This window comes from Blautia acetica, from assembly GCF_038739805.1.
Lineage (GTDB): Bacteria > Bacillota > Clostridia > Lachnospirales > Lachnospiraceae > Blautia.
On sequence record NZ_JBBEWO010000014.1, the window covers coordinates 43,939 to 60,954 of the forward strand.

Consider the following 17,016-nt stretch of genomic DNA (forward strand, 5'->3'; position numbering starts at 1 on the left):
AGGGCATATGAAAAAGAAAAAAATCATTGCCTTTGTATGCCTTGGACTGGGTATTCTCTGCGGGATTGTAGGACTCTATAAATATATGGAAGAGAAAAATGCCGGCAAAGAATACGAAGACATCAAAAAAGAAGTGGTAAAAGAAGAAACACCGGATACGGAAGAAAACACAGAGCAGCAGGAAACGGAAGAAACACAGACGGAACAGCCGGCTGTAGAAATTCCCATAGATTTTGCAGCCCTGCAGCAGCAGAATCCCGATGTGTATGCCTGGATAACAGTGCCGGGGACAGCCGTAGACTATCCCATTTTACAGAGCAGCACAGATAACGGATATTATCTCAACCACACTATTGACGGAGAAGAGAAAAAAGAAGGAGCTATTTTCACTGAGAACTATAATACCAAAACCTTTGAAGACCCCAATACGGTTATCTATGGACACGATATGAAAAATGGCTCGATGTTTCAGAGTATTCACCAGTATATGGACAGAAGCTTCTTTGACGCCAACCGGGATATTACCATTTATATGACAGACAGGATACTTCATTATAAAATTTTTGCAGCATATCTGACAGACAACAAGCACCTGCTTATGACGTATAACTTCTGGGATAAAGACACCTATAAGCAGTATTTGGACGGCATTTTCTCCATGCGGGATATGAATGCCTTTATAGATACTTCCATGGAAGTGACAAATGAGGACAAAATCATTACTTTGTCCACCTGCTATGCAGGAATCTCCACTCAGAGATATCTGGTACAAGCTGTACTGGTATCTATAGAAAAATAAAAAGAAAGGAAAGGTGATACCGATGAAAAAAAGACTTTTGGGAACTCTTTTAGCTGCAGCTTTGGTCGTTACTCAGGCAGTCAGTGTATTCGCCGCAGGCAGCAAGACAACACAGGCTACTCCATCAGGAGACTCTGTAGGCAAGTATGAAATGACAGAAGGTACCAAAGAAAACTTTTCAGAAGTGACGTCTCAGGAAGTCCTGGACAAAATCCTGGCTGTTAATGAGGGAACTGCTACACTGGAAAGTATTGCAGAACAGGCAGAAGAGCTGAAAACAGAGTTACAGGGCAAAACGCTTGTAACCAAGTTTTTTGACTTAACACCTGTTGACGGCGGAGTGAAGACAGAAGACGGAAAGTACAAAGTTACTTTTAACGTACCAAATCTGACTGAATCTCTGAAAAATGTGAAAGTAGTTCACTACAGCACAGCACGCAGTGTTTGGGAAGTAATTACACCATCTGATGTAAATTACACAAACAAGCAGATTACTGCAGAGTTCACAGACCTGTCTCCTGTAGCAGTTATTGCTGAAAAAGACGGGACAGCTGCTGACTCAACAACCTCAACCTCAGGTACAGCGCCTAAGACAGGCGTAAGCTCTGACTGGGGTCTCTATGCAGGTGCATCTGTATTGCTTCTGGGAGCAGCCGTTGTTGTTTTGGGAAGAAACAGAAGAAGAGCATAAGGTAATACCTGGGAGCTGTCTGCGGGCAGCTCCTGCACTATCAATAAGGAGGGGCAGCCGTTGTATCGGGAAATTTCAAGCAGTTGGTTTAAACACTGGGATTTTATTTTGCTGGATTTGATTGTCCTGCAGGTTATTTATGTAGTTTCTATTATGTGCAGAAATGGGTTTGTGAATCCCTATGGGCAGGATATTTATCGGCAGGAAGCAATTATTTTGTGCCTTGCTGACATCTGTACTGTATTCTTTACAGAAGAATACAGCGGTATTATGAGAAGAGGATATTTTCAGGAATTTAAGGCAGCATTAAAACATGTTGTGATTGTGTATCTGATGATGATTTCCTACCTGTTTCTGATGAAAAGGGGAGAAGACTTTTCGCGAATTTCATTGGTTATCTTTGTAATTTTTGGTTTTGCAGGATTGTATCTGGAAAGACTCCTCTGGAAAATATATTTATTAAAGCATAAAAAAGTTTTTTATGCAAAAAGAGCTATTTTGATTTTGACTACAAGGGACAGGGCTGAGAGAGTAGTACAGACTGTTCTTAAAAATACATATAACGAACTGGAAGTAAGAGGTGTAATCCTTGCTGATGATGACAGCCTGGTAGGAGCGAATATAGCAGGGGTTCCCGTTGTCTGTAAAGTGACGGAAATACCAGATTATATACAGACCAGATGGGTTGACAGCATGCTTATCAATGTCAGAGAAGGGATGGTTCTTCCCAGAAATCTGGAACTGACCTGTATCACCATGGGACTTACGGTACACAGAAAGCTGGCAAGAGTAGGAGAAAATACCAGAAATCAGCAGTTGGACAGCTTTGGCGGGTATGTAGTGCTGTCTACCAATATTCGTATGGCAACTTCCAGGCAGTTGATTCTGAAGAGGCTTATGGATATCTGCGGCGCGGTAGTAGGGCTTATTTTCACGGCGATTTTGGGTATCTTTATTGCTCCCGCCATCTATATTGCTTCTCCGGGACCTGTGCTTTTCTCTCAGGTGCGTGTGGGAAGAAATGGAAGAAAGTTCAAGATTTACAAATTCCGCAGTATGTATATGGACGCGGAGAAGAGAAAAAAAGAATTGATGGAAAAGAATGAGATGAAAGGCTTTATGTTTAAGATGGATGCAGACCCCAGAATCATTGGCAGCGGACCGGATGGAACAAAGCACGGTCTGGGGTGGTTTATCCGTAAGACCTCCATTGATGAATTTCCACAGTTCTGGAATATTTTAAAAGGTGATATGAGTCTGGTAGGAACCAGACCGCCGACTGTAGACGAATGGGAGCAGTATGAACCGCACCACAGAGGAAGAATGGCAATGAAACCGGGACTTACCGGTATGTGGCAGGTGAGTGGCAGAAGTGATATCACAGACTTTGAGGAAGTTGTAAAGTTGGATATGGATTATATTCAGAAGTGGAATATAGGGATGGATATTAAGATTCTTTTGAAGACCGTAATGGTGGTGTTTAAAGGGTCTGGTTCGAAATAAGACATACGAGGGAGAATAGGAGTTTCGCTATGCAGTATAAAAAAGATGTTCAACACGTTTTTCTGGTGGGTGCAAAAAGTCTAGGAGCATATGGAGGATATGAAACGTTTATCTATAAACTGACAGAATACCATCAAAATAATAAAAATATTAAATATCATGTGGCCTGTAAAGCAAATGGTGATGGATGCATGGACGAAACAAAAGAACAGGGTGTTGTTAAAATTTCAGATAATGAATTTGAATTCCATAATGCCCATTGTTTTAAAATCCATGTGCCTCAGATTGGTGCAGCACAGGCAATTTATTATGATGTCGCAGCTTTAAATGCATGTTGCAAGTATATCAAAAACAATAGAATTGCAAATCCTATTGTTTATATTATGGCCTGCCGAATCGGGCCATTTGCAAGGTATTTTTATAAGAAAATTCACAATCTCGGTGGTAAGGTGTTCCTGAATCCAGACGGGCATGAATGGTTACGCGCAAAATGGTCGCCGATGATTCGTAAATATTGGAAGATTTCTGAACAAATGATGGTGAAATACAGTGACTTATCCATCTGCGACTCTGTTAATATTGAAAAGTATATTCATGAGAGCTATGACGGAAAAGGAATAAAGGGAAGAAGTCCAAAGACAACATTTATTGCTTATGGAGCAGACCTTACATTGAGTAAATTGACAGATAGTGATGAGAAACTTTTAAATTGGTATCAGGAAAAGGGGCTTGCTAAGAAAGACTATTATTTGGTAGTAGGAAGATTTGTGCCAGAGAATTCTTTTGAAATAATGATTCGAGAGTTCATGAAATCTAATTCAAAACGGGACTTTGCAATTATTACAAACGTAAATGAAAAATTCTTGAACGAATTAGAGCAGAAGTTGCAGTTTAAACAGGATAGACGTATAAAATTCGTTGGTACCGTTTATGACCAAGAATTGTTAAAAAAAATTCGAGAGAATGCGTATGCATATTTTCATGGACATACAGTTGGAGGGACAAATCCTTCTTTAATAGAGGCTCTTGGAAGCACAGACTTAAATCTTCTGGTAAATGTAGGATTTAATAAAGAGGTGGCTGAAGACAGTGCGTTGTATTGGAGCAGAGAGGAAGGGAATCTCGCAAATTTGATTAATAAAGCTGATAGTATGTCAGAGAATGAAATTAAGCAATTGGGGAAAAAAGCGAAAAAACGTGTTGCTGAAGAGTATACATGGGAAAGAATTTGTAAATTATATGAACAGTGTTTTTGCGAGGATAAATAGATGAAAATTTTAATGGTGAATAAATTTTTTTACATAAAAGGCGGAAGCGAGACATATTACTTTGCCTTGAAACATTTATTGGAAGCGCAGGGACATACTGTTATAGATTTTTCCATGCAGGATGAGAAAAATTTCTCCTCAAAATATAGTAAATATTTTGTTGAAAATGTAAATTATAATTCTGCGGGAGGCTTGCAAAAACAATTAAAAGCAGGATTCAATATTGTATATTCTAAGGAGGCAAAGAAAAAATTTGAGCAATTGGTAATTGCTACAAGGCCGGATATTATTCATTTACATATTTTTCAGCACCAGTTGTCACCTTCAATTTTAGATGTTATAAAAAAATATAATTTACCGACAGTGTATACCGCTCATGATTTGAAAATGTTGTGTTTAAATTATAAAATGATGCATCATGGACAAATTTGTGAAGAATGTAAAGGGCAAAAATATTACAGATGTGCAGTGAACAAGTGTGTGAAGGAATCTTTTGCAAAAAGTTGTATTAACGTAGCAGAAGGGTATATCCATAAGTGGCGGCATAGTTACGATGTAATAGATAAAATTATAACTCCAAGTGCTTTTTATAAAAAGAAATTCGAAGAATTTGGAATACCGGGTAAACGAGTTGTACATATTCCGAACTTTCTGGATACGGAAAAGCCAGAAATAAACAAAACGAATGATTGTGAAGAGTATTATTTGTACTTTGGACGTCTTTCAGAAGAAAAGGGAGTTCTAACTTTACTGAGAGCTTTTCAAGGAATAGATGCTAAGCTTTATATTGTGGGAACTGGACCGATAAAGAGTGATATTGAAGAATATATTTCAGCAGAGAGTATAACCAATATTAAAGTATTAGGGTTCATGTCTGGACAACCTTTAAAAGACATTGTTGGTAATGCAAAGGCAGTAATATTACCTTCTGAATGGTATGAAAATGGACCATATTCTGCAATCGAGGCTTTACAGATGGGAAGACCTATTATTGGAGCGAATATTGCAGGAATTCCAGAGTTAGTAGACGGAAATGGGTATTTGTTTAAAAGTGGAAGTACAGAAGATTTAAAGGAACAAATAGAAAAGATGGAAGGATTAACAGAAGCAGAATATCAAAAGTTAAAAAGTAATTCCTATAAATTGTTTTTAAATAGCTATACAAAAGAAAATCATTATAAGAAGTTGGAGAAAATCTATTTAAGTGTTTTAAATAATCATTGAAACGCTATTCCATTGTTATAATATTTGTTTAAAAGTTTGAAAATGGATTTTATTTGTGAAGTATGAAAGGAATTGTCCTATGAATGTATTGCACTTATTAGCGTCAGGAGGAGTGGGAGGTATTGAAGTTTTATGCAAGGAATACGCACAATATTCGCAACATAAAAATGTGTTTGTTTTTCTTTTGGGTAAAACACGAACGATTTGCAAGGAGATGAAAAAGAATGGAGATATAGTATACGAAATAAATAACTCTAAATTAGATATACCTGGAACATTTAAAGCACTTTCTGGGTTGTGTGAGGCACATAAAATAGATGTTATTGTTGAGCATCATTCTTCTCCTATTTTGTACATGTATATCTGGGCTTTAAAGCTGAAGTATAAATCATTGCGTTCGGTAATGTATGCACATAGTAATGCAGCATTAATCTTGCGTCTAGAAGAAAAGGGGCTCTTTTTTAGAAAAATAGTATTATCTAAGGGGTTATATCAGGCAGACCGTATTGTTGCAATTTCCAATTCTGTGAAAGAAAGCTTAGTACATTATTTTAAGATAAAAGAGGATAAGATAAGAGTAATTTATAATGGAGTTAATACTGAAAAATTTAGTTCAGATATACAGAAAAGGAAGTCTTATTCAAAAATCATTTATGTAGGAAGACTAATAGAGAAAAAGGGAGTACAGCTAACTCTTGATGAACTAAGCAATCTTTCGCCGGAAACAAAATTTTATTTTATGATTGTTGGTGATGGTGATTACCGAGAGGAATTGGAAAAATATGTGAAACGAAAGCACTTAGAGGGAAAAGTTTCATTTTGGGGTACACGGAACGATGTAGCCGAACTTTTGAAAGAATCAGATATATTTATTCATATGCCATTATTGGAAGAGGGATTTGGTATTACGATAATTGAAGCAATGGCAGCTGGATTAATTTGTATTTGTAATGACCGTGGTGCAATTCCCGAAATTATTGACAATGGTGTTAATGGATTTATTTTAGACCACAATAAGGCAGGCGCGCTATCAGAACTTTTAAACAGAATATTTTATGCCGAAAATCATAATAAATTAAATGAAATAGGAATGAATGCAGTCAATTCTGCAAAAAAGTATTCAATAGAAAACTTTTCACAAAGTCTAGACAAGTTAATTGAGAATTCTGTTTTTGAATTATGAGTTAGAGATAGCAGATATAGAAGTATTTATAGACTCTTGTGAAGAAGGGATGACGATGAAACTACATATAAATAAATATATGCTATTTATAGGAACAATAATTTTATTGAATTTAAAAGGGTTTACCCTAATTCCAAATTTGCCAGTAGATATTGCGGATATAACAATTGTTGTGGAAGCGATATTTTGGTTTTATGTATTTTTCACTTGCAAAAATAGAAATAAAAACAGATATGGATGGATGATTATATTTGTTGCTGTATTAGTTGCTAGTTCAGCGTTTATGGCAAAGCTAAGTTATGGGCAGCCATTATTTATGGGAATTAGGGCTCAGCGTGCTTGGTTAGTTTCTATGTTTATGTATTTTCCAATTAATCGTCTGGTTAAAAGTGGACGAATTACCATTAGGCAAATACTGGAAATGCTGGACACTATTAATTTCATATATATGTTTATCGTAATTATTCAGTTTATAGTGGGACCAGAACATTTATTTTTAAATGTCAGAAACAGCATTCGGTATGGAACATTAAGAATAGCTGTGGCACAGTCCTTTTTGTGCATATCCTATTTTTATAATCTAAAAAAGATATTAACTCAAAAAAAGTGTTTGAAAAGCATTTTATTTGTTGTCTGTACATTGTTTGTTATCATTTTTATTAATAAAGGAAGAACATCAACAATCATACTTGTAGTTCCAAGCTTATTAATGATTTTGTTATCAAAACTATCAAAAAAGAAACTTGCTATAGTAGGTATTTCAGTAGTAGTAGGAATTGCTTTTTTGAATTCTGCATATGGAGTTTCTTTGGTAGATTCAGTTATAGGAAAAACAGCTGTTGACCCTGGAACCTTAATTCGTGAGGTGGGTCGTGAATTTTATACAGAACAAGTGTTAAAATCACCGATAAATACTATTTTGGGATGTGGATATGCGAATATTGATTGGCCTGAAACTGTAACCGGAATAAGATATGAAGAAGGAATTACCTATGATGATAACGGGATATTTGGGTTAGTATTTTACTATGGTTTTATTATGTTGGCATGGATTCTAGTATTCATTATTTGGTTGATGCATGATTCCTATAAATATGGCAGAAAAATTTATATATTCATGCTGTTACGTTCATTCATAGGAATTATGACGCTATTTCCTGAATGCTATACAACTCATATTGGGTTTGTAATACTTTGTGTAATTATAGAATCAAGGGAAAATATAGAAGATAAAGTTATGCCCCGATTAAGGCAGAGAACATTCAATCAGGAAATAACTGAGAAATAAAAAAGGTTAAAATGAGGAGGGTATAATGCAATTTATACATAAGGACTTAAATAGACTAGCTGAAATGTTGGCAAAGTCAAATTATGATTTTTATGCCAGTGTGGTTACACCATGGCATTTAATTAATGTAGAAGCCTATATTGCAGAGATTGCCCAAAATAAAGAAGTAAATGGTGTGATTGTTCTGGGTAAACATCCGAAAAGTGGATATGTATTAAAAAAAGAAGACGTCGTGGAAATAAAGAATGCAAATATTGAAGTATTATATCAAGATGAGATAGATTTTGAGAAGAAGCAAAATAGTTCAAAAATTAAGAGAATTAAGCCAATTCACATAATTTCTCCTCTTGATTATCAATTTGAGTTGGGAAGAAGTATACAGAAAAAAGGTAGAAAGCAAGTATATCTTATTCGTACAGATGAAGGGCTAATGGAATATTACGATGACGATTTTAAAAAATTGACGAGACAGCGTGATGGACTTTCCACAAGGCCATTTATAAAAGAAGTTATGGATAAATTGATACTAAACAGTTCTATGAAAAACTGGGATAACTCACAAACTATAGATCGGTATATGATGAAAAAGGACGTCAATGGTGAGCTTAAGCCACAACAGAATGTTGTAATTTCCGTCAGAAATTATTTGCAGTATTGTGGCAAACCAATTCAATACGAAAAGGAAGCATATGCAATTTTCCTATCGTTTGTCTGGGAAGAAGATAAAATGTGGAATATGTCGGAGTACGAAAATATGTTGAAAATGCTCCAAAGAGTTCTTCAAGATAAAGGAATAAAATTGTATGTTAAAACACATCCGAGAGAAAAATTACTGGAAAAATACGATAAATGGGGCATTCCTATTTTTTCATCAGAAAAGTTGGCATTAGAAACATTGCTTACTAATTTAGAGGTTAAACCAGTAGCAATGTTTGGATTAGATTCCACTGCATTGATTAATGCTTCTATGCTTGGCGGATGTCCATCTGTTTCACTTAAAAAGATGGTTACTAAAGATTATACATCTGAGATAATGTGGGTTGGACTTGAAACATTTGAAAAGTATTTTAAAGGATATGTGAAGTTTGTAGATTCGGAACAAGAAATCTATGAGATTTTAGATACTGTTAAATAGAGAAATAGATGAACATGAATAGAGAGAGTTGTATGAACGATAAAAAAGTCAGTATAATTATTCCTGTTTATAATATTGAAAAATATTTATCAAAATGTGTGGATTCTTTAATTGCACAGGAGTATCCCAATTATGAAATCATTTTACTAGATGATGGCTCATCGGATAAAAGTGGTGAGATTATGGAGTTTTATGCATCAAAATATCCATATATACGTGCGTTGCATCATACGAATCATGGAGTATCATATACGCGTAATAGAGGAATCCGTGAGGTAAGTGGGGAATATATAGCGTTTATCGATGGGGATGATTGGGTGGATAAGCACTATTTGTCTCGGATGATAGAATATCTTGAAGAAAACAATTTAGATTTTGTGACCTGCAATTATTCTTTTTATGATGATAGGACGGGCAATAGTAATAAATGGATGATGTATGAGGAATCGAGTTGTGTTGATAAAATATGTGCAGCAGAGATGTTGTTAACCACATCTTGTGTTCCGTGGAATAAAATATATAAAAAATCCGTAATAAAGGATTGCAAGTTTCCAGAAGATATTGCAATAGGGGAAGATACCATATTCTTAATGGAGTTGTTGGGTAACTGTGATAGAATAGGCTTTTTGAATGAATCCTTGTTATTTTATCGCCAACGAGAAGGAAGCGCAATGCATAGTGGATTACAACCTAAGATTTGGGATAATGTAAAAAGCGGAAATATTGTTTATGATATTGTAATGTCATATAGCAGTTCATTAAGAGATGCAGCAGAATATCGTTTTTCTGAGAATATGGCGAATATATTATGGAAGATAATTTATAGCAAAAATATAAAAGAAATAGAGATAAAATATCATGAAGAGCTTAAATCTTTAAAGGAATCCATGCGTGGAAGATATAGATTTGGGAGCAAAAACAAATATATTTTATCTCAAAAACGTATGTATCTAAATATAGCATATATTTCCCCTTTTTTATTATTGAATATGTTTAGGATAGCAAATTTTATTAAGCGTAGATGAGAATATTTTGTAGATTGCAAATCAAGAGGTGACAGTAACGTGTTTGGAATTAAAAGTCGTTTATTAAGAAACAGTAAATCCTTTGGCGGTGAGAAATCTCCAAATAGAAAAATAATTTTAGAATACTGGAAAAGTAAAGTAAATATTGGAGATGCGTTGGCTCCGGTTATATATGAGTATATGCTGAAAAAAAATGGATTGTCTAAAGATGTGTCGATTCCCAAAAGGATTCATTTGATGACAGTCGGATCTTTAATTGGTCTAATGCCATTTGATGCTGTTATATGGGGGACAGGAATTCATAGAGTGAATATTGCAAAAAATTTAATCAACAATCGCAAAAAAATATCATATGATATACGAGCAATACGTGGCCCTGTTACAAAATTTGTAATGGATATTGCCGGATATCAGTGTCCAGATGTATTTGGTGATCCGGCTGTTTTGATGAAGCTGATTTATCAACCTGAAAATGTGAAGAAGGAATATGATGTTTCAGTAATCTATCATCTTTTTCATAAGAATTCCGAAAAGAAGGAGGGTATTCATTACATAGACACACAAACGGATGATTATAAATTTTTTATTAATGAAATTATTAAATCAAAGCTAATAATCTCTTCTTCATTACATGGTATTATTCTTGCTGAAACATATGGGATTCCAGCAATATTTTTGAGTGAAGGAATGGAAGAAGAGATAATTAAGTATTTTGATTGGTATTATTCAACTGGTCGATGCAATATTAAAATGGCATTATCATTAGAAGAAGCATTGAGTATGGAACCTATGGAAATTCCTGATTTGGAAGCAATGCGAAAGAGTTTAATAGATTCATTTCCAGCAGATTTATGGGATAAAACCATTTAAAAGCTATTTGGTAGTGATTACAAGGTGGTAGTAAAAACTATTGCGTGATTTTGGAGGAATAAACGTATGGCAATTACTTTAATAACTTTGAATTATAAGGATGTTGAAGGCTGCAAAAAAATATGTGAACAAGCACAGGGAATAGACATTATTGATAATATTATTATAGTAGACAACATGTCAAATGACGGGTCATATGAGAAACTTTGTGATTTAAAAAATAATAAAATTAGAGTTGTCCAGAGCAAAAAAAATGGTGGTTATTCGTATGGATATAATTATGGCTTGAAAATCGCAAAAGAATTGAGTACAGAATATGTTTTTATATGTAACAGTGATGTCCTGTTTGATAAAGTACTTATAAAAAAGTGTATAGAATTTTTACAAAAGAATGATAAATGCGGGGCGGTTTCGGCACGGCAATTTGGCATTTTAGGAGAAGAGTGTGTGAGTGCATGGAAATTTCCTAAATATATTGAAGATTTAAAATTTTGTTCTTGGATTTATAAAAAATATTTTTTTCAAAGCAATAATACTTATAAAATGATTGGAAAATATCAAAAAGTTGATGCTGTTTCGGGGTGTTTTACATGTTTTAGGATGAGTGCATTAATTGAAGCAGGTATGTATGATGAAAAAGTATTTTTATACAATGAAGAAAATATTATAAGTAAGCGGTTACAAAAAATAGGATTTGATACATATAGATTGAATGATTGCTCCTATATTCACAATCATAAAAGAAAGCGCGGAGTTCCAGATGCTAATTATAAAAAGATTTTACAAGTTGCAAGAAGCGGCTATTATTATCATACACAGTATAACAATATAAGTATGATTAAAAAATCTATATTTTGGATTTATATGCATATAGGTGTCTTTGAAACATATATGGTTAATCTAGTTAAGTTGGTGTTATGCAAGTGATAAACATACTGATAGTGGAGAGAAAATTAACATGAGAATAGAGCGTACGAAGAATGCTGTTAGAAATATGATTTTTGGTTCTATACTAAAAGCATATCAAATACTTTTGCCCTTTATAATGCGTACGGCCATGATTTATTTTATGGGTGTACAGTATCTTGGATTGAATAGTTTATTTACATCTATACTACAGGTATTAAATCTTGCAGAATTAGGTGTTGGTAGTGCAATGGTTTTTAGTATGTATAAGCCGATTGCAGAGGATGATTCAACCACGATATGTGCTTTGATGAAATTGTATAAGACATATTATCGTATTATAGGACTGATTATAGCAGTAGTGGGTATTATATGTTTGCCATTTATACCGTATTTGATAAAAAGTGATATTCCAAAAGGGATGAATATATATGTGCTATATTTGTTGAATTTATCAGCTACGGTACTTTCTTATTGGCTCTTTGCATATAAGAATTCATTATTGCAAGCCCATCAAAGAGTAGACATTATGAGCAAAGTAACTTTCATGACAAATACAATTCAGTATTTGTTGCAGTTTTTTGTGCTCGTGATTATAAAAAATTATTATGCGTATTTGATTGTGTCACTATTTATGCAAGCGGTAACTAATATTATTACAGCTGTTGTAGTTTCTAAGAAATATCCTAATTACAAGGCTAAAGGTAAATTATCAAAAGATTATATTATAAAAATTAATCAGCGTATTAGAGATTTATTTACTTCTAAGCTTGGTGCGGTGGTATTGAATTCTTCAGATTCTATAGTCATTTCAGCCTTTTTAGGTCTTACAACCTTAGCAATATATCAAAATTATTATTTTATCTTAACATCTATAATTGGATTTGTAACCATTATTTTTAATGCCTGTACTGCTGGAATAGGAAATAGTTTGATTGTAGAAACAAAGGAAAAAAATTATTATGACTTAAAGAAATTTACCTTTATTATTTCGTGGATTGCAGGATTTTGTTCGATTTGTTTCTTATGTTTGTTTCAACCATTTATGGATATATGGGTTGGAAAATCTATGAAATTAGAATTTGGTGTTGTTATTTGGCTTTGTATATATTATTTTTTGTACGAAATTAATCAGCTTTTGAATACCTATAAAGATGCAGCAGGTATGTGGCATGAAGATCGTTGGAGGCCATTAATTACCGCACTTGCAAATTTAGGAATGAATGTTATTCTGGTTAAATTCTGGGGTATATATGGAGTCATTTTATCAACAGTATTGTCGATGATTTTAATTGGGACACCATGGTTGTTACATAATATTTTTACAGTGATTTTTGATGAAAATAAATTATTGGATTATTTAAGGCAGATATTTCGTTATGTGGTTGTAACACTGTTTGGGGCAATAATAACATATCTGATATGTCTCGTCATTGTAGGAAACAAGTGGTTTGTGATATTGGGACGTATGATTATATGTTGCATAGTCCCCAATGTTATTTATCTTTTTATTTATCGGAATAATGGAGAGTTTAAGGATAGTATTATACTGTTAAACAAGATTACAAAAGGGAAAATATTGCCATTGGCGACCTATTTGAAAAAATTAAAATAGGAATATTTAAGTGAATCTTTAAAATTAATATATAAAAGATGAGGAGGATAATTTTATGAAAACAATTGCATTACTTACAGGGAGAGGAAATAATACGCTACAAGACAAAAATATTTTGGATGTTTTAGGTCATCCTGTTTTATACTATCCAGCACATGCAGCACGAAAATGCTCCCTTATTGATGACTGGTATTGTAGCAGCGATGATGAGAAAATTTTAAGTGCAGCAGAAAAAGAAGGTTATAAAAGAATTGTGCGTCCGGTTGAATTGGCTTCACCATCAGCACAGCATATAGATTGTATTATGCATGCATTAAATGTTATAGAAGAAAATGATGAAAATCCAGATATTCTTGTTGTGTTGTTAGCTAATAATGTAACAATTAAAACAGAGTGGATAACAGATTGTGTTGAAATAATGAAGAAAGATAATTCTGTTACAGCAGTGGTTCCAGTATATGAAGATAATGATCATCATCCATTAAGAGCAAAAACTATAAATAACGATGGGACTTTGGAAATGTATGAAAAAAATTCTTCTGGAAAGGTGTCAACAAACAGACAAGATTTACCGTCCTGTTTATTTTTATCACATAACTTCTGGGTGCTGAGAGTAGACTATTTAAAATCTGGTAAAGAAGGACAACAGCCATGGGGATTCATGGGAGATAAAATCGTGCCATATGAAATTGATGAGTCTATAGATATACATAAAGATGTTGACTTATTAATTGCAAAGAATTGGATTGAGAATAACTATAATGATTAGTAGAGATATTTTGTTTTAGATATGGAGATACAATGAATTTTGCCAAGGGTGGAGGAGTAAGAGATATTTATGCACCCTTGGAATTGATTAATTGTAACTGCCAAATAGCGAGTACCTTTTCAAAATCATCATATGTGAGATAATAGGCTCATCATTATAAAGTCCAAAAAGTTTAGTACTCAACTTTTTAGACTTAGATACAGGAGGTGAGTCATGAAATTGAATATTCCGGATAAGTTTCCATCAGCTGTCCGGCGATATGGAAATCACTTCTTAGATTCACTTTTGTGCATATTGAATCATAATTTCTACAAGAATATTCGTAAAGGCTGCTACACACCGTAGATGCGGCAAGGCCTTGACTTGACAAATATTCCCATAGAAATGGAACCGTAATCAAGCACAAAAAAGGCGATTTCCGAGTACCAGAACTCTGATTTCCAAATTTCCGGATTCGTGATTTCGAGCCGCAAGAATATTCAGTGTTGGATTCCCATGATAAATGGTTTGGTGTCACCTATAAGGAAGACAAGGAATATGTACAGCAGTCTTTTGCGAAGCTGACGAAAGATGGTGTATACAAAGAAAATCTGTTTGAAGATTTAAAAGCGTAAAATAGAATGATTTCGGCTTTGCTCTGGTTATGGATAAGGATTATAATATTTTATCTACGGTTGGAATGATGCGCCTCTCAATTATTCCGAAAACATATCGAAAATTATGATTTTACGGATAGGAAGAAAGTGAACAGTAAGTGCGGAATTATCATTAAGGAAAGAAGAATTATGTTAGAAATTATAAAAAGTATTATTACAAACGTACTCACCGCACTCTATCAGCCTTTCGGTTTTGCTCTGCTTCTGGCCGTACTATTCATGTTTCTGTGTATGTCGGCTCGCGAGCATGGCTGGAAAGCTATTTGCAGAAAGTGGTGGGACAATTTTAAGTCGGACAAGGTTTTCCGGCGCATGTTTTTTCTCGCTTTTTATTCGGCCATGATACTGTTCCGGACGTTACTGAACCGGAATATGTGGGCGAATCCCTTATCCAATGTAATGGGAAGCTGGGGGTTGTACAATGAAAAGGGAGAATTGACCACCGAGGCCATTGAAAATCTGGCTTTGTTTATTCCCTTTGCGGTGCTGCTTCTGTGGGCGCTGCAGGAGAAATACTGGAAAGAAAATTTAAAGTTCGGACAGATTCTCTGGAGAGCAGTGAAGACGGTGTTTTTATTCTCCCTGTGTATAGAATTTGCCCAGTTGTTTTTCCGGCTGGGAACGTTTCAGATATCGGATTTGGTTTACAACACCCTGGGCGGAGCCATTGGCGGTATTCTTTATTTTGCAGGGTGTAAAATAAAGGGGCAAGGGAAATCGAAATAATGCCAACATGAAAAGCTGGCGTTACTTATTTCTGGGGAGCCCATTATAAGGAAAGTGGTTCTGTGCTGCCGGAATATACGGATGGTAAGCAGAAACTGAATTTTTTAGAACCAGATATAGTCTATTCCATAAAATCATGCTATAATCTCTTCATAGGATTCCCCTGTAGAGCAGGAGGAAACATGAAGAAACGAAAAACATTACAGGACCTGACAATCAAGGATAACTTTCTTTTTGGTGCAGTCATGAGCGTGGAGAAAAACTGTAAGGGATTTCTGGAGATGGTGCTTGGATTTTCCATTGCTCATGTGGTTGTGAGCAGGGAGAAGAGCATCGTCTACCATCCCGAATACAAAGGCGTCCGCCTGGACATCTATGCGGAGGATGAGAACCATACCCATTACAACGTGGAAATGCAGATGAGAAAGAAGAAAGCCCTGGGAAAACGAAGCCGGTACTACCACAGCCAGATGGTGATGGAAGCACTGGCAAGCGGAGAAGAGTATGAAACCCTGCCGGATACCTTTGTAATCTTTGTCTGCGATTTCGATCCCTTTGGAGAGCGGCTGTACTGCTATACCTTTGGAAATGAATGTAAGGAGAATAAAAAGGTGAAGCTGGATGACGGGAGTTATACGATTTTTCTGAGTACCAAAGGGGAAAATGAGGAAAAAGTGCCGCCGGAGCTTGTCAGGTTTCTGAAGTTTGTGACGGCTGATTTGGAAGAGAGCGAAGGGGATTTTCAGGATGGACTGGTGAAACAGTTCTAGGAGACTATTCGCAACATCAAGACAGACCGTAAGATGGGAGAGCGTTATATGATTTTTGAAGAAATGCTGCGAGAGGAAAAACTTGAAGGTCGACTGGAAGCAACCAAAGAAAACATTTTGGAACTTCTGGAAGATTTGGGAGAAATCCCGGACGGACTGCGGGATAAAATCGCAGGGCTGGAGGAACTGGAAGACTTGAAGGTTTTGCATAAAATAGCTGCCAGCGCACATTCCTTATATGCGTTTGAGGAGGAAGCAGAGAAGTATCTGCAATCCAAAGCAGAAAAAGAATAAAATCGGTGGTGGTTCTATACCGCCGGAACATATCTGTCTCAATGCTGTCGGAAGCATTGGGGTCTATGAGGACTCTTAAAATAAGAGTGTCTTACTGATTCAGAAAAGATTCAATAAATTGACAGGGGAATTCTATATCCAATACAAGAATGATAAAAAAAAGGTGCAAGGGAAATCGAAAGTAAGTGCAAAATAGTTTGACGGATTGCTTTGTAGAGTTTGATTATTCTGGGGTAATCCGTTATAATAAAGGAAAACATCCGTGGATTTTTGACATTCCAGGGAAAATACCAT

The 17,016-nt window shown here is 35.0% G+C and carries 17 protein-coding genes and 1 pseudogene; all 18 read left to right on the forward strand.

Annotated elements, in window-relative coordinates; translation table 11 throughout:
• Positions 1–7: 7 nt before the first annotated feature.
• The 18 genes and pseudogenes from srtB (at position 8) to WBS51_RS10430 (ending at position 16,722) form a co-directional block, all read left to right on the forward strand.
• Complete coding sequence (srtB, locus tag WBS51_RS10345) at positions 8–799, forward strand: class B sortase (protein WP_294460334.1); 792 nt, start codon at positions 8–10, stop codon at positions 797–799.
• A 22-nt stretch (positions 800–821) separates the two neighbouring features.
• Positions 822–1,490, forward strand: a complete 669-nt coding sequence (locus WBS51_RS10350) for an LPXTG cell wall anchor domain-containing protein (RefSeq protein WP_173749845.1) — start codon at positions 822–824, stop codon at positions 1,488–1,490.
• A gap of 60 nt (positions 1,491–1,550) precedes the next feature.
• The gene (locus WBS51_RS10355; protein WP_173749846.1) at positions 1,551–2,993 is read left to right on the forward strand and encodes a sugar transferase; all 1,443 of its coding nucleotides are present in this window, start codon (positions 1,551–1,553) and stop codon (positions 2,991–2,993) included.
• A gap of 29 nt (positions 2,994–3,022) precedes the next feature.
• Positions 3,023–4,261, forward strand: coding sequence for a beta 1-4 rhamnosyltransferase Cps2T (cps2T, locus tag WBS51_RS10360; protein WP_294460339.1), 1,239 nt, complete (start codon positions 3,023–3,025; stop codon positions 4,259–4,261).
• Positions 4,262–5,485 (forward strand): glycosyltransferase, encoded by a 1,224-nt coding sequence (locus WBS51_RS10365; RefSeq protein ID WP_342694079.1) that lies wholly within the window; start codon positions 4,262–4,264, stop codon positions 5,483–5,485.
• 79 nt (positions 5,486–5,564) lie between these two features.
• Positions 5,565–6,668 carry a glycosyltransferase family 4 protein gene (locus tag WBS51_RS10370; RefSeq protein WP_294460343.1) on the forward strand — a complete coding sequence of 368 codons (1,104 nt, stop codon included), beginning with the start codon at positions 5,565–5,567 and terminating at the stop codon, positions 6,666–6,668.
• Positions 6,658–7,956 carry a hypothetical protein gene (locus WBS51_RS10375; RefSeq protein ID WP_291683706.1) on the forward strand — a complete coding sequence of 433 codons (1,299 nt, stop codon included), beginning with the start codon at positions 6,658–6,660 and terminating at the stop codon, positions 7,954–7,956. The genes WBS51_RS10370 and WBS51_RS10375 overlap by 11 nt, the downstream gene beginning before the upstream one ends.
• 25 nt (positions 7,957–7,981) lie before the next feature.
• On the forward strand, positions 7,982–9,091 hold the full coding sequence (locus WBS51_RS10380; protein ID WP_294460345.1) for a polysialyltransferase family glycosyltransferase: 1,110 nt from the start codon (positions 7,982–7,984) through the stop codon (positions 9,089–9,091).
• 32 nt (positions 9,092–9,123) lie between these two features.
• On the forward strand, positions 9,124–10,116 hold the full coding sequence (locus tag WBS51_RS10385; protein ID WP_294460348.1) for a glycosyltransferase family 2 protein: 993 nt from the start codon (positions 9,124–9,126) through the stop codon (positions 10,114–10,116).
• A gap of 39 nt (positions 10,117–10,155) precedes the next feature.
• Entirely contained in the window at positions 10,156–10,986 is an 831-nt protein-coding gene (locus WBS51_RS10390) for a glycosyltransferase family protein (RefSeq protein ID WP_294460349.1), read from the forward strand.
• Between the two features lie 66 nt (positions 10,987–11,052).
• Positions 11,053–11,913 carry a glycosyltransferase family 2 protein gene (locus WBS51_RS10395; RefSeq protein WP_291683702.1) on the forward strand — a complete coding sequence of 287 codons (861 nt, stop codon included), beginning with the start codon at positions 11,053–11,055 and terminating at the stop codon, positions 11,911–11,913.
• A 31-nt stretch (positions 11,914–11,944) separates the two neighbouring features.
• Complete coding sequence (locus WBS51_RS10400; RefSeq protein WP_294460352.1) at positions 11,945–13,507, forward strand: lipopolysaccharide biosynthesis protein; 1,563 nt, start codon at positions 11,945–11,947, stop codon at positions 13,505–13,507.
• 55 nt (positions 13,508–13,562) lie between these two features.
• The gene (locus WBS51_RS10405) at positions 13,563–14,276 is read left to right on the forward strand and encodes an acylneuraminate cytidylyltransferase family protein (protein WP_294460355.1); all 714 of its coding nucleotides are present in this window, start codon (positions 13,563–13,565) and stop codon (positions 14,274–14,276) included.
• Between the two features lie 213 nt (positions 14,277–14,489).
• Positions 14,490–14,621, forward strand: a complete 132-nt coding sequence (locus WBS51_RS10410) for a hypothetical protein (RefSeq protein WP_294460358.1) — start codon at positions 14,490–14,492, stop codon at positions 14,619–14,621.
• A gap of 137 nt (positions 14,622–14,758) precedes the next feature.
• A pseudogene (locus tag WBS51_RS10415) lies at positions 14,759–14,890 on the forward strand (nucleotidyltransferase); the annotation flags it as partial.
• A gap of 171 nt (positions 14,891–15,061) precedes the next feature.
• Positions 15,062–15,658 carry a VanZ family protein gene (locus tag WBS51_RS10420; RefSeq protein ID WP_294460361.1) on the forward strand — a complete coding sequence of 199 codons (597 nt, stop codon included), beginning with the start codon at positions 15,062–15,064 and terminating at the stop codon, positions 15,656–15,658.
• Positions 15,659–15,840: 182 nt separating this feature from the next.
• Entirely contained in the window at positions 15,841–16,428 is a 588-nt protein-coding gene (locus WBS51_RS10425; RefSeq protein ID WP_319017078.1) for an Rpn family recombination-promoting nuclease/putative transposase, read from the forward strand.
• A gap of 48 nt (positions 16,429–16,476) precedes the next feature.
• Positions 16,477–16,722, forward strand: a complete 246-nt coding sequence (locus tag WBS51_RS10430; protein WP_319017079.1) for a hypothetical protein — start codon at positions 16,477–16,479, stop codon at positions 16,720–16,722.
• Positions 16,723–17,016 lie beyond the last annotated feature (294 nt).

Bases quoted from the DNA above. Each gene is read 5' to 3' on its own strand.
- srtB (WP_294460334.1), top strand. From the start codon at position 8: ATGAAAAAGAAAAAAATCATTGCCTTTGTATGCCTTGGACTGGGTATT.
- WBS51_RS10350 (WP_173749845.1), top strand. From the start codon at position 822: ATGAAAAAAAGACTTTTGGGAACTCTTTTAGCTGCAGCTTTGGTCGTT.
- cps2T (WP_294460339.1), top strand. From the start codon at position 3,023: ATGCAGTATAAAAAAGATGTTCAACACGTTTTTCTGGTGGGTGCAAAA.
- WBS51_RS10365 (WP_342694079.1), top strand. From the start codon at position 4,262: ATGAAAATTTTAATGGTGAATAAATTTTTTTACATAAAAGGCGGAAGC.
- WBS51_RS10370 (WP_294460343.1), top strand. From the start codon at position 5,565: ATGAATGTATTGCACTTATTAGCGTCAGGAGGAGTGGGAGGTATTGAA.
- WBS51_RS10380 (WP_294460345.1), top strand. From the start codon at position 7,982: ATGCAATTTATACATAAGGACTTAAATAGACTAGCTGAAATGTTGGCA.
- WBS51_RS10385 (WP_294460348.1), top strand. From the start codon at position 9,124: ATGAACGATAAAAAAGTCAGTATAATTATTCCTGTTTATAATATTGAA.
- WBS51_RS10395 (WP_291683702.1), top strand. From the start codon at position 11,053: ATGGCAATTACTTTAATAACTTTGAATTATAAGGATGTTGAAGGCTGC.
- WBS51_RS10400 (WP_294460352.1), top strand. From the start codon at position 11,945: ATGAGAATAGAGCGTACGAAGAATGCTGTTAGAAATATGATTTTTGGT.
- WBS51_RS10405 (WP_294460355.1), top strand. From the start codon at position 13,563: ATGAAAACAATTGCATTACTTACAGGGAGAGGAAATAATACGCTACAA.
- WBS51_RS10410 (WP_294460358.1), top strand. From the start codon at position 14,490: ATGAAATTGAATATTCCGGATAAGTTTCCATCAGCTGTCCGGCGATAT.
- WBS51_RS10420 (WP_294460361.1), top strand. From the start codon at position 15,062: ATGTTAGAAATTATAAAAAGTATTATTACAAACGTACTCACCGCACTC.
- WBS51_RS10425 (WP_319017078.1), top strand. From the start codon at position 15,841: ATGAAGAAACGAAAAACATTACAGGACCTGACAATCAAGGATAACTTT.
- WBS51_RS10430 (WP_319017079.1), top strand. From the start codon at position 16,477: ATGATTTTTGAAGAAATGCTGCGAGAGGAAAAACTTGAAGGTCGACTG.